Here is a 12598-nt window from a genome sequence, read left to right as displayed (position 1 = left end):
TTTTATCCTTTTTTATTTTGTATAATATTTGCAACTGCGTTTGCAGAGCCGTGCTCAAGATACTCTCTAAGCTGCGCACAGCCGTTTATAAATTTTTGCCTATCACACTCTTGATAAGCCTTAAGCAAATTTTGCACAGTTACTTCATCCTGCAAAAGCTCGGTGTGAAGCGGCTCTTTGCCTAAAAAATCAAAGATGATATTAGCAAGCCCTGCAAATTTCACTTTCACAAGCCTTCTAGCGATAAACATATCAATGGCTTTTGCCTTGTAAGCTAGCACAAACGGCGTTGCGATAAGGGCTGATTGAAGCGTAGCCGTTCCCGAGCAGATAAATGCAAATTCGCTTTGCAAGAGCGCTCTTGGTGCGTTATTTGTAAGCGTAAATTCGCTTATATCACCGTAAATTTCAAGCTCTTTCATCAAAAACTCAGGCACGCAAAGTAGCTTTTCGCCCTCTATCTGCTTAGCAACTTCGCGAAAAACAGGCATAAGCCTAGTTATCTCAGCCTTTCTAGAGCCTGGTAAAAAGGCTATCTTACCGCTATTTATAAGCGTATTTTTACGCACTCTAAGCTCGTCCATCAAAGGATGTCCCACGTAAGTAGCACGGCTATAAAACATCTTATCAAAAGGCAAGATAGAAGCCAAGTTATCGCAATACTTCTGCACTTTAGCCACTCTGCCCGCCTTCCAAGCCCAAACTTGCGGCAAGATGTAGTAAGTTATAGGCGTTTTAATGCCTGCTTCTTTAATCGCCTTTGCCAGCGGTAAATTGAAGGCCGGACTATCGATGAGCAAGACGTGATCGCACTCGCGAGCTAAATTTACCATCTCTTTGATGGCGCGTTTTGCCTTAAAATAAAGTGGCAAAACCTCCACAAAACCCATCGCCGAAAATTCGCTACTTCGCATAAAAGGCTCACCGAATTTCTCATCAAATATGCCGTTAAGCTCGTAATTATGCAGATACTCAAGCACCTCGGCCAGGTGCAAATTTGCCGAAGCCTCAAGGCAAGAAACAAGCAACTTCACTGATTTCCCTCAAACTCTTCTATGACGTACTGAAGCTCTTGCGTTCGCTCCTTAGTCATCTTTAGATAGCAATTCGCCGAAACAACGAGATACATCGTGCCTTGAGGCGGTATAAACGGGCATTTAGCCTCTTTATAAGCGATCCATTTTCTTTGGATATCTTTTAGCTTCTTTTTATTTTCGTCGTTTAATACACTCATAGCTTTTTTATAAGTTTCGTTTAAAATTTTGTCTTGAATTTCAAACTCTTTATTTATGCACTCTATCATCCCTGCCGTAGAGCTACCGGCCTCTATGCACGCTTTTACTCTTAGTTCAGATTCATCCGCTACGCTTTTGCTTAAATTTGGAGCGCTTTCAGTTTTAACAACAAGCTGCTGCGCGCTAAAAGCAAGGCTTGCCGCAAGCACGATAAATGTAAATTTTTTAAGCACATTTTATCCTTTGGAATTTGACAAAGATTATCCCTAAAAGTGGCTAAATAAATAATAAATTTACAATTTGGCTTTATCAGGCTATAACGAAAGCTATGTTAAAATCGCAAAAATTTTAAAGGCGAAATTTGAAAGAAATTCTTATCACAAACGACGATGGATTCGAGGCTAAAGGGCTTCATGAGCTAGCCAGAACCTTAAAAGAAATTCCAGATACAAACGTTACTATCGTAGCCCCAAGTAGCGAGAAATCAGCCTGCGCGCACTCCCTTACTCTTACAAAGCCGCTTAGGTTTATAAAGATAGACGATAACTTCTTTAAACTCGATGACGCAACGCCGAGTGATTGCGTATATCTGGCGCTTCACGCACTTTATAACAAAAAGCCCGACCTCATCATAAGCGGCATAAATCACGGCGCGAATTTAGGCGAGGATATAACCTACTCAGGCACGTGTGGAGCGGCTATGGAAGGGGTTTTGCAAGGAGTTAAGAGCATAGCGTTTTCGCAATTTTACAAAAACGACAGCATCGATATGCTTGGCTTTTCTTTGGCGCGAGAAATAGTTAAATTTATCGTTCCTCGAGTGCTTGATGGGCGAATTTGCTTGCCTGAAAGGCAATTTTTAAACGTAAATATCCCCGCCGTTACGCAAAAAGATTTTAAGGGCTATCAAGTAGTGCCCGTGGGCAGGCGAAGCTACGCGACTCACGCAACGCTCAATCGCAATCCCCGCGGAGTGGAGTACTACTGGCTGGGAGTTGCCGCGCTTGATTACGAGCAAGGCGATCCAAGCGATATCAGCGTAGTAAACGAAGGCTACGCGAGCTTAACGCCCATAATGCTTGATATGACGGCGCACGCGAGCTTAAATTCGCTCAAAAAGAGCCTTGATGGATAGATTTACGCGCGTTAGGTGGCTTTTGGGCGATGAAAAATTCGCCAAACTTCAAAAGGCTAAAATTTTAGTTTGCGGAGTTGGCGGCGTGGGCGGAATTTGCGTTGATGCACTTGCTCGTTCGGGTGTGGGGCAAATAACCATCATAGATAAAGACACATTTGACATCACAAATCAAAATCGCCAAATTTATAGCGAAGCGGTCGGAGCGGTCAAGGTAGGCGAATTTGCTAAAATTTATCCTAACATCACGCCTATTTGCGAACTTATAACGCCTGAATTTTTGGCGAATTTTAACTTTAGCGAGTTTGATTTGGTAATCGATGCGATTGACGATATGGCAGCTAAGGTTGCTCTTGCAAATGCAGTGCACGGCAAACTCATCTCCTCGATGGGTGGGGCAAAAAGGCTTGATCCTACTAAAATTTGCGTCGCTTCGGTTTGGAAAACTTGCAACGATCCTTTGGCTAGGAAATTTAGATATGAACTTAGAAAATCAGGCTTTAAAGGCGATTTTGAAGTAGTGTTTTCAACCGAAGAGCCAAACTGCAAAGAGCTTGGAAGTTTCATGGGAGTAACGGCTGTTTTTGGACTAAATTTGGCGAGCTTGGCGGTTAAAAAGCTAATCGGTGAAAATTAAAACTTAAAAATAATACTAAGACAAACATAATCGATAAAAATCAAAATACTAAGATAAATCGTCTTTTTATTTATCCGTCTTTCAAGCTCAAAAAGGCTATAAAGCGCGATTAAGAGGCGATTCATCATCTTAAACCCTCCTAAATGTTTCGATAACCAAGATAATTGAGATGATAGTAAAAAGTATCATCATGTTTTTAGTGATTTTACGGCTGTAAATATGAACTAAAACAACAGCCAAGATCATTAAAAGTTTTATGATATCTGGTAAAAATTCCTGCATAACCTTCTTTTAATCCGCATCAACGTAAATTTTATACTTGCCGCTTTGGCTTTAAATTTTTCTCTCAAAACTCTTGTGAGAATTTTCATCAAAATAATAAATTTTGCTTCTGCCTTTATAAATTTCAATCGCGTTTAATTCATTTCCTTTTGCGTCTTTTAGCATAACAGGCTTTGCAAATAACGCTTCTCCGACCTTTTTGCCAATACCATCATGCCAAGAAGTGGCGGCTACAAGCAAAATCAAAACAAAAACTACGCGCATAAATTTTCTAAAAGGAGCGTATAAAATAAGATATCCAAACACAAGAGAGATAGGCAAGATCAAAAGCCACGGCACGCTATCAACGAATATGACGTTAAAGTATTCATTTACGCCGTAATAATCAAAATAACTGGTCTTAAGCCCCACAAAAATCGTAAAGATGGCGGCTAAGACAAATAAAAATCCGATAAAAAACGCATTTACAAATTTCATCTAATTCCTTTTGAGAAATTATATTGAAATTAGGCTTTGAATTCAAAACTGAGGCTAAAATAAGCCTATCTTAAAGCAAATTATCAAATTTAAAAGCTCAAATTTTATCTTAAAACATCAAGGTCAAAAGCAAAATTTAAAAGCCGAGCGGGTTTAGTTAAAATATAAATAGTGTAAAGTGTCACTTAACACTATTTTAAGCTAAAAGGGTGTAAGATTTCATAAATTTTAAAAAGGAGAATGAAAATGCTAAAGATGAATGAGCTTATAGAGCGTAGCAAAACGCCTAAATCAACCATCCTTTACTACATCAAAGAAGGCTTACTGCCCGAGCCCTTTAAAGAAAAAGCAAATTTGCACCTTTATAGCGAGGAGTGCGTGGAGATAATTGAGTTTATAAAATATCTCCAAAGCAACTTTAACTCAACAATAGCGGAGATAAAAGCGCTTTTTGCACATCCGAATTTTGATATCAAAAGCCCATACGAAACGCTTTTGGGCACGCTTGAGCTTGTCATGGGAGCATCGCTTACTCAAATTTATAGCGCCGATGAGCTTTGCAAGGAATTTAAGATAGATCAAAAAACGCTTGAAAAATATGTAAAAGACGGCTTTTTGATGCCGCGAGAGGGCAAATTTACGGCTAAAGAAAGAGAAATTTTAGCCATCATCATGAAGTCGGATAAAAACCAGCTTGAGATACTAAAAGCTTATATAAATTTAGCCAAAAAGCTAGCCAAAGAAGAGGTCGCGCTTACTTTTAAATCGCTTGAGGGCGTAGATGAAGCAAGCAGAAATGAAAGCTTAAAACACCTCTTTGACATCTTGCTAATCGCAAAACCATACATACTAAACATGCATACATTAGAGTTTTACCAAAAGGAAAACAGATGAAAAATTTACTATACATCAAGGGATTTTTACCCTATCTTGCTATCGCGTTTTTAAACGCAAGCGTTGATCTAGCGCATAAGATAACCATACAAAACGTGCTTTTAAAGAGCTTTTCAGGCGATACTCTAGTAGTCTTAACCGCACTCATAAACGCGATGATACTGCTGCCTTTTATCGTGCTTTTTTCGCCTTCGGGATTTATCAACGACAAATACTCCAAAACCAAAGTCATACAGATATCCTCGCTTGTTGCGGTAGCCATTTGCCTACTTATCTTACTTAGCTATCTTTTAGGGCTTTTTGAGCTTGCATTTTTCCTAACGCTAATTTTAGCCGTACAAAGCGCCATCTACTCGCCAGCCAAATACGGCATCATCAAATCAATCGTAGGCACGGAGCTTTTAGGCATGGCAAACGGCGTTATACAGGCTCTTACTATCGTTGCGATACTGTTTAGTTCGTTTGCATTTTCTTATATGTTTGAGATATTTTACGTAGCATCTTCAAGTCCGAATGAAATTTTATCAAGCATATATGTGATAGGGTTTTTCTTAGTCGCTCTAAGCGCGCTTGAAGCGATTTTTGCATTTAGACTCCCTTATTTTGAAGCTAAAAATAAAGACGGCAAATTTAACGCCAAAAGATACTTTAAGCTTAGCTATCTAAAAGAAAATATCAAAATTTTAAGAAAAGACAAAAATATCTGGCTTAGCATCATCGGACTTAGCATATTTTGGGGAGTTTCACAGGTGATACTAGCAGCGTTTCCCGCGCATTATAAAATTTTATTTAACGACGATAACGCAATTATCATACAAGGAATTCTAGCCGTAAGCGCCGTGGGTCTTATCATAGGCTCGTATATAGCGGGCGCGATGAGTAAATTTCACATCGAGCTTGGTATCGTGCCGATCGGTGCGTTTGGAATTTTTGTCTCGATGTTTATATTCGGTTCGGCAAATAGCGCCTTTGTCATAGCTCTTTGTTCGTTTTTATTCGGAGTTTTTGGCGGACTCTTTATCGTGCCGCTAAACGCCACTATACAGTTTTTCGCACCTGAAAAAGATATGGGCAAGATAATGGCGGGCAACAACTTCTTGCAAAACATCGCAATGGTCGCGTTTTTATGCTTAAGCATCGCCTTTGTCTATACGGGAATTTCAACCAAAGGTCTCTTTATCTTCGCTTCGGCGGTGTGTTTGCTTGGAAGCTTTTACGCTATTTTTCAGCTTCCGCATCTATTTACAAGACTGCTTCTTTTGCCGCTTCTTAAGAGCAATTACAAATTTAACGTCGAAGGACTTAAAAATCTTCCTCAAAGCGGCGGGGTTTTGATGCTTGGCAACCATATAAGCTGGATTGATTGGCTGGTGCTTCAAGTAGCAAGCCCTAGAGGGATAAAATTTGTGATGTATAGAGGCATTTACAACAAATGGTATCTAAACTGGATTTTAAAATTCTTTAAAGTTATTCCAATCGGAGCAGGTGCTAGTAAAGAGTCAATAGAACTTATCAGAAAGCATCTTAAAAACGGCGAAGTCGTTGCGCTATTTCCTGAAGGGCACATCAGCTATAACGGTCAGATCAATGAATTTCAAAAAGGCTTTGAGCTCATCATAAAAGATCTTGATGAAATTTGCATAGTGCCGTTTTATCTGCGCGGACTTTGGGGTTCAAGCTTTTCAAGAGCGGATAAATTTTATAAGGAACTAACAGCCAAAAAAGGCAAGCGTGAGATCATCGTGGCGTTTGGTAAGCCGATTTATGAGTTCATAGATAGCGCAGCCATGAAGCAAAAGGTGGTCGAGCTTTCGTTTTCATCGTGGGAAAATTTCCTCTCTCGCCAAAAGCCGCTAACTCATCACTGGCTTGATACGGCTAAGTCAAATTTACTCAAAGAGTGCGCGGTAGACAGTATGGGCACGAGCCTAAGCAATGCCAAATTTATCACTGCCGTGCTTGTCTTTGCCAAAATTTTAAAATCCGAGCTAAAAAATGAAAAGCACGTCGGAGTGCTACTTCCAAGCTCGGCTATAGGCGCTATCATCAACATGACGCTTTTGGTTATGGGCAAAATTCCCGTGAATTTAAACTACACTCTAAGCGAGCAGGCTATGAACGCGGCACTTAGAAAAGCTGATATCAAGCGAGTTATCACATCGCACAAATTTCTTGAGAAGCTTTCAAGCAAGGGGTTTGATTTCGCTAGTGTTTTAGAGGGCAAAATTTTAAGCGTGGAAGAGCTTGGTAAAAAGGTAAGCAAACCGCTTAAAATTTACTCGTTCATGCTTGCGCTTTTTGCTCCTGAAAGCCTTATTAAAGCGCTTTACTTCGCCGATGTAAGTCTTGAAGATACGGCTACTATTTTATTTAGCAGCGGGAGCGAAGGCGAACCAAAAGGTATCGAGCTAAGCCATAAAAACCTGCTTGCAAACATCAAGCAGATCAGCGAACTGCTAAATTTCAGAAAAGATGACGTGATACTAAACTCGCTTCCGATATTTCACTCCTTTGGACTAACAGTAACCACACTCATGCCGCTTTGCGAAGGCGTAAAGATGGTAAGCGTGCCTGATCCTACGGACGGTGCGGCAGTAGGCAAAATGGCAGCCAAGCACTCGGTTAGCATTCTTTTTGGAACTTCGACGTTTTTTAGGCTTTATATCAAAAACAAAAAACTCACTCCGCTTATGTTTCAAAGCGTTCGCATGGTCGTTGCGGGTGCAGAAAAGTTAAAAAAAGAGGTAAAAGACAGCTTCAGGCTTAAATTCGGACTTGAAATTTACGAAGGATACGGCACGACCGAAACCGCTCCCGTAGCAGCCGTAAATATGCCTGACATCATTGAAAAAGAAAGCCTCAAAGAGCTAAATTTCAACAAACCGGGCTCAGTTGGATTGCCGCTTCCGGGCACCATTATAAAGATCATAGATCCGGATACTCTACGCGAACTTAGCGTAAATGAAGACGGTCTTATCGTCATAGGCGGCTCGCAAGTGATGAAAGGCTACTTAAACGACGAAACAAAAACTAACGAAGTGATAGTTCAGATAGAGGGCACCAGATACTACAAAACAGGAGATAAAGGTCATATCGACGAAAAAGGTTTCGTAAGTATCGTAGATAGATACTCGCGCTTTGCCAAAATCGGCGGAGAGATGATAAGCCTAGGAAGCGTAGAGGAGCAAATAGCTCAAATTTTAGCCGATGAGGCGAATTTTATCGCGGTAAATATGCCCGATGAGAAAAAGGGCGAATGCGTCGTGCTCATCGCTAAAAGCGAGCTTAGCGAAAGCGAGATAGCCTCAAAGCTAAGAGAGGGAAATTTACCTGCGCTTATGCAGCCTGCGCATATATTTTTAGTTGATGAGCTGCCAACGCTAGCAAGCGGCAAAGCCGACTTCAAAGGAGCAAAAAACCTAGCCGCAAATTTAATGGAAAAATCAGATGAAAACGCTTGATATACACACTCATTTACTTAGTTCGGAGGTAAAATTTGATCGGTTTTTCGACAAATTTGCCATAAATTTTTTCGCTAAGAAATTTGGACTTGAGGCTAAAGAGCTTTACGAAAATCCTTATGAGGCTTACAAAAAAGGCCTCATAAACAACTTAAGAAGTTCAAAATACGTAGGCAAAATCGCGCTTTTTGGAGTTGATGCGAAAGTAAATGAGCGCGGCGAAATTTTGCATAAGGACAAAACCGTATGTGCAACAAATGACGATGTGTTTGAAGTTTATAAAGAAAATCCAGGCATCATCGTGCCGTTTTTTTCGATAAATCCGCTTCGCCCGGACGCGCTTGAGCTTATAGAAAAATATCACGAAAAGGGCTTTAAAGGGGCGAAATTTTTGCAAAATTACTGGGGAGTTGATACGAGAAAAGAGCGGTTTAGAGCGTATTTTGAAAAGCTCAAAGAGCTAAATTTGCCCCTAATCGTGCATGTGGGCAACGAAAACACCATCCATTCGGATAAGGCGTGCGAGGATATCAGCATGCTTTATCATCCGTTAAAGGTCGGCGTAAATACGATTTGTGCGCACATGGCTTTGGGGTATGACGGCAATATCTTTCGCGCCATCTCGAAAAAGCCGCGAAATTTCAACAAAGAGTATCACGCTCTTTTAGAGCTTTTAAAGACGCATGATAACTTATACGCCGATGTTTCCGCACTCTTAACGCCCGTTCGTGCCAAAGTGCTTCGCCACTTAAGCGAGCAAAAAGAGGTGCATGAAAAGCTGCTTTATGGATCTGATTTCCCTGTGCCCTACTCGGTTATCTACAACAGCTATGATTTAAATTTTAAGACACGGCTTGATCTGCATAAGCTGCAAAATCCCTTTGATAGATATGCTAACGGAATTTTGGAGTATTTTGACGAGGAAAATCCGATATGGAGCAACTATAAAAAACTCATAGCCGAGTAAATTTGATAAAGCCTTGCGAGTTTAAATACCTTGCAAGGCTTATAGTGCACAAAAGACGACATAGATAAACTGAGCTATCATTAAAAAAGCCGCAAATTTCTTAGCAACTGCGAATTTATCAGGCATAACTAGATACACAAATACCAAAAACGGCAAGTATAAACACGGCTAAATTTTGCATTTAGACTCTTTAAATTTCGCCACGCACGCAAGCATAAGCGCACTTAAATTTCACCTTCGCTTCATGGCAAATTTCACACATACCCCTGATCTATCATCGCATCAGCCACTTTTCTAAAGCCAGCGATATTTGAGCCAAGCACAAGATTGCCCTCATCGCCAAATTCCTTGCTCGTCTCATAGCTTAACTCAAAGATATGATCCATGATACCGTGAAGCTTCTCATCTACCTCATCAAAGCTCCATGAAGTCATGCTTGCATTTTGCATCATCTCAAGCCCGCTAGTAGCTACTCCGCCGGCATTTGCCGCTTTTGCCGGAGCGAAATAAAAATCCTTTTGCGCCAGCATAAAATTTATCGCATCCAAAGTGCTTGGCATGTTTGCCCCTTCTGCTACAAACCTACAGCCGTTAGCATAAAGCGTCTTAATATCCGCAAGTCGCAGCTCATTTTGCGTTGCACACGGAAACGCTCCGTCGCAAGGCATGTTCCACACCGCGTTTCTGCCTTGCTCATAATCGCTAACAGGCGTAAATTTAGCATGCGGACGGAATTTCAAATACTCGCTTATACGCCCTCTTTGCACCTCTTTAATCTCTCTAAGAGCGTTTATATCAATGCCTTCACTGTCGTAAATAAACCCGCTAGAGTCAGAAGCCGTTATGGGCAAAGCGCCCACATCATAAAGCTTTTTAATCGTATAAATCGCCACGTTACCCGATCCGCTTACTGCGCATTTTTTGCCTTCCAGGCTAAGTCCTGCGCGCCTTAACATATTTTGCGTAAAATAAACAACCCCATATCCCGTAGCCTCCGTCCTAGCCAGACTTCCGCCCCAGTTTAGCCCCTTGCCCGTAAAAATTCCGTCAAATTTGCCCGTAAGCTTCTTATACTGACCAAACATATATCCGATTTCGCGCGCTCCCACGCCGATATCGCCTGCGGGCACATCGGTCGTATCGCCTATATGTCGGTAAAGTTCGTTCATGAAAGAGTGGCAAAATCGCATTATCTCATTATCGCTCTTTCCTTTGGGATCAAAGTTGCTTCCGCCCTTTGCGCCGCCTATTCGCACGCCCGTAAGAGAATTTTTAAAAATCTGCTCAAACCCAAGGAATTTCAAAACTCCAAGATCAACACTCGGATGAAACCTAAGCCCGCCCTTATAAGGACCCACAGCGGAGTTAAACTGGATGCGATATCCGTTGTGCACGTGCACGCTACCGTCATCGCCCGTATATGTAACGCGAAATATTACGCTTCTTTCAGGCACCGTGATGCGCTCTAAGATGGCGTGCTTTTGGTATTTACTCTCTTTTTTTAAAAGCGGCTCCAGGCTATAAAGCACTTCGGTTGCAGCTTGCACGAACACATCTTGCCCGGGATTTGCTCTTTTGATATGCTCCATCATTTTGCTTACATACTCACTCACGCTATCTCCTTTGTAACAATTTATGGTGAAATATTAGCACGATATGATTTTTTATTTTTTTAAATTTAATTTTATATTTTTATCTTAACCATTTGATGTTACATATCGAAACTATGAAGAAATTTACTTAGTAAATAGAAACAAATTTTGGCGAACAAGAGCTTTTATTTAATATTTAAATTTTATAAATTGAAATTTTATATAACCTAATTACTTAATATATAAAAAGTAAGTGCGTTTTGAGTTTATGATTTATCTATCTTATCTTTTTTAAATTTCTTTTTGATAGTTTGTAGATTTTCGAGCTTGAATTTTCTTGAAAATTTTCATCGACAACTACATCAGCAACGCTTCTAGCCCAAACTTCGTCAAATTTCTCCGAGCTTAAATTCGCACTACTTGAGTAAAACCAGCCGTTTTGATCAAGAAATTTAGCGTGCGCACACTCTTTGACGACCCGCACGGCCTTTAAATTCGGATATAAAAATGTAGTTTTTCTTGCTCGGCGCACCAAATTTTTAAATTTATCAGGAACCCGCACAAGCGTTTTTAGCTCGCTAAATTTTGACGTAGTGATAAGGCAAGGCTTATGCAAAGGACGGTTTTTTAAGCGATTTATCTCCTTAAAATCCTTGCTTAAAAATCCCGCCGTAGTGTCTGTTTGCGCTAGGTAGATCAAAATTTTCCTTTTATTAAAAGATAAATTATTTGTGAGTTTATCGCTGTAAAATTATAGCTAACTTAAATCTATAAATTTATATTAGATAAGGCTTGAATTTATCTTTGAAATAAGCTTCAAATCGGAAATTTTACTCTTAAATTTATTCAAATTTTGATCTAGCTCTCTTTTCCTATCTAAAGAAATTTTTATAAACTCATCCTCTTTTTCTATGCCTACAAATTTTCGTCCAAGTAAATTTGCAGCGATTCCGGTTGTGCTTGAACCGCTAAAAGGGTCGCAAATGACTGAATTTTCAACGCTTGCCATCAATATCAATCTAACCAAAAGCGAAAGCGGTTTTTGCGTCGGATGCTTACCGCAAGCTTTCTCCCAAGGCGCAATAGCCGGAAAACTCCAAACATCCTTCATCTGCTTATCATTATTTAGCTTTTTCATGAGCTCATAGTTAAAGATATGCTTATGCTTTTCGCTCTTTCTCGCCCATATGATCTGCTCGGTAGAGTGGGTAAGATACCTGCAACTAAAATTTGGCGGCGGATTTGTCTTTTGCCATGTGATGATATTTAAAATTTTATAATCAAGCTTCTGCAAAGCCCGCCCGATAGAAAAGATATTGTGATACGTTCCGCTTATCATCACGCTCCCATTATCCGTTAGCGCATTTTTTGCTAAATTTAACCAAGTTAGGTTAAACCCGTCAATCTCGTCTATTCCGTAACTCTTATCCCACGCGCCCTTATTGACGCTAACTATCCGCCCGCTTTGGATACTTAAGCCGTCGTTTGATAAAAAATACGGCGGATCGGCAAAGATTAGATCAAATTCTTTTGTGAATTTCGGCAAGATTTCAAAGCAATCGCCTTGGATAAGATTAAACTCGCTTGTCATACTATCTATCATTTTTTATCTCGCGAGCAAAAAGATGAAGCGTGGCTAGGTTATAAATCTTAACGTTTTCATAAGCTTCTTGAAGTTTGTTTTTAGCATTTAACCAGCCTTGCCCATCCGTTATCCAGATGAATTCAAATCCGTTAAATTTTGAAATTTCTTGAGCGATTTTTGTATAGGCTCTTGCTACCTCATTTAATTTTGAGCCTCCTACGCTATAAAAATTCGTCTCAATCAGATAGGTTAGGCTATCTGATTTTATTACAAAGTCAAATACTTTGTTATCGCTACCTAAATTTAAGCCGAGCTCTTGGCTGCTAACTTCAG

Annotated in this window: 13 protein-coding genes; 5 read left to right on the top strand and 8 right to left on the bottom strand. The window is 40.2% G+C overall.

Features of this window, described 5'->3' with window-relative positions:
- Window positions 1-2: 2 nt before the first annotated feature.
- Both lpxB and CDOM15925_RS10210 read right to left on the bottom strand, forming a co-directional pair.
- Complete coding sequence (lpxB, locus tag CDOM15925_RS06040) at window positions 3-1034, bottom strand: lipid-A-disaccharide synthase (RefSeq protein ID WP_169942125.1); 1032 nt, start codon at window positions 1032-1034, stop codon at window positions 3-5.
- Window positions 1031-1468: a lysozyme inhibitor LprI family protein gene (locus tag CDOM15925_RS10210; RefSeq protein WP_169942123.1), complete on the bottom strand. Its 438-nt coding sequence runs from the start codon at window positions 1466-1468 to the stop codon at window positions 1031-1033. The genes lpxB and CDOM15925_RS10210 overlap by 4 nt, the downstream gene beginning before the upstream one ends.
- A gap of 128 nt (window positions 1469-1596) precedes the next feature.
- Here CDOM15925_RS10210 and surE point away from each other — a divergent pair, with 128 nt between their 5' ends.
- Window positions 1597-2370, top strand: a complete 774-nt coding sequence (gene surE, locus CDOM15925_RS06030; RefSeq protein ID WP_169942121.1) for a 5'/3'-nucleotidase SurE — start codon at window positions 1597-1599, stop codon at window positions 2368-2370.
- Window positions 2363-3007 (top strand): tRNA threonylcarbamoyladenosine dehydratase, encoded by a 645-nt coding sequence (locus CDOM15925_RS06025; RefSeq protein ID WP_169942119.1) that lies wholly within the window; start codon window positions 2363-2365, stop codon window positions 3005-3007. The genes surE and CDOM15925_RS06025 overlap by 8 nt, the downstream gene beginning before the upstream one ends.
- 129 nt (window positions 3008-3136) lie before the next feature.
- Here CDOM15925_RS06025 and CDOM15925_RS06020 read toward each other — a convergent pair whose 3' ends face one another.
- Window positions 3137-3289 (bottom strand): hypothetical protein, encoded by a 153-nt coding sequence (locus CDOM15925_RS06020; protein ID WP_169942117.1) that lies wholly within the window; start codon window positions 3287-3289, stop codon window positions 3137-3139.
- Window positions 3290-3340: 51 nt separating this feature from the next.
- Complete coding sequence (locus CDOM15925_RS06015) at window positions 3341-3766, bottom strand: isoleucyl-tRNA synthetase (RefSeq protein ID WP_169942115.1); 426 nt, start codon at window positions 3764-3766, stop codon at window positions 3341-3343.
- A 246-nt stretch (window positions 3767-4012) separates the two neighbouring features.
- On the opposite strand from CDOM15925_RS06015, the gene CDOM15925_RS06010 reads away from it, so the two are divergent.
- The 3 genes from CDOM15925_RS06010 to CDOM15925_RS06000 are packed head-to-tail and all read left to right on the top strand — an operon-like array spanning window position 4013 to window position 9088.
- The gene (locus CDOM15925_RS06010) at window positions 4013-4660 is read left to right on the top strand and encodes a MerR family transcriptional regulator (RefSeq protein WP_169942113.1); all 648 of its coding nucleotides are present in this window, start codon (window positions 4013-4015) and stop codon (window positions 4658-4660) included.
- Entirely contained in the window at window positions 4657-8121 is a 3465-nt protein-coding gene (locus CDOM15925_RS06005; protein WP_169942111.1) for an acyl-[ACP]--phospholipid O-acyltransferase, read from the top strand. The genes CDOM15925_RS06010 and CDOM15925_RS06005 overlap by 4 nt, the downstream gene beginning before the upstream one ends.
- Window positions 8108-9088, top strand: coding sequence for an amidohydrolase family protein (locus tag CDOM15925_RS06000; protein ID WP_169942109.1), 981 nt, complete (start codon window positions 8108-8110; stop codon window positions 9086-9088). The genes CDOM15925_RS06005 and CDOM15925_RS06000 overlap by 14 nt, the downstream gene beginning before the upstream one ends.
- 254 nt (window positions 9089-9342) lie before the next feature.
- Here CDOM15925_RS06000 and gdhA read toward each other — a convergent pair whose 3' ends face one another.
- From gdhA to CDOM15925_RS05980, 4 genes are all read right to left on the bottom strand, one after another.
- The gene (gene gdhA, locus CDOM15925_RS05995) at window positions 9343-10701 is read right to left on the bottom strand and encodes an NADP-specific glutamate dehydrogenase (protein ID WP_169942107.1); all 1359 of its coding nucleotides are present in this window, start codon (window positions 10699-10701) and stop codon (window positions 9343-9345) included.
- Window positions 10702-10957: 256 nt separating this feature from the next.
- Window positions 10958-11380, bottom strand: coding sequence for a Sua5/YciO/YrdC/YwlC family protein (locus CDOM15925_RS05990; protein ID WP_169942105.1), 423 nt, complete (start codon window positions 11378-11380; stop codon window positions 10958-10960).
- An 81-nt stretch (window positions 11381-11461) separates the two neighbouring features.
- Entirely contained in the window at window positions 11462-12283 is an 822-nt protein-coding gene (locus CDOM15925_RS05985) for a DNA-methyltransferase (protein ID WP_169942103.1), read from the bottom strand.
- A partial coding sequence (locus CDOM15925_RS05980) for a DpnII family type II restriction endonuclease (protein WP_169942102.1) occupies window positions 12273-12598 on the bottom strand: 326 nt, incomplete at its 5' end. The genes CDOM15925_RS05980 and CDOM15925_RS05985, both read right to left, overlap by 11 nt.

Origin of the sequence: Campylobacter sp. RM15925, assembly GCF_012978775.1 — a bacterium.
GTDB lineage: Bacteria > Campylobacterota > Campylobacteria > Campylobacterales > Campylobacteraceae > Campylobacter_A > Campylobacter_A canis.
The sequence above is the reverse complement of the archived record's forward strand: the minus strand, read 5'-3'. Positions and strand labels throughout refer to the sequence as shown.

Coding starts and splice junctions, on each gene's coding strand:
- CDOM15925_RS06025 (WP_169942119.1), top strand. CDS start 2,363: ATGGATAGATTTACGCGCGTTAGGTGGCTTTTGGGCGATGAAAAATTC.
- CDOM15925_RS06000 (WP_169942109.1), top strand. CDS start 8,108: ATGAAAACGCTTGATATACACACTCATTTACTTAGTTCGGAGGTAAAA.
- CDOM15925_RS06015 (WP_169942115.1), bottom strand. CDS start 3,766: ATGAAATTTGTAAATGCGTTTTTTATCGGATTTTTATTTGTCTTAGCC.
- CDOM15925_RS06010 (WP_169942113.1), top strand. CDS start 4,013: ATGCTAAAGATGAATGAGCTTATAGAGCGTAGCAAAACGCCTAAATCA.
- CDOM15925_RS05985 (WP_169942103.1), bottom strand. CDS start 12,283: ATGATAGATAGTATGACAAGCGAGTTTAATCTTATCCAAGGCGATTGC.
- CDOM15925_RS06020 (WP_169942117.1), bottom strand. CDS start 3,289: ATGCAGGAATTTTTACCAGATATCATAAAACTTTTAATGATCTTGGCT.
- CDOM15925_RS06005 (WP_169942111.1), top strand. CDS start 4,657: ATGAAAAATTTACTATACATCAAGGGATTTTTACCCTATCTTGCTATC.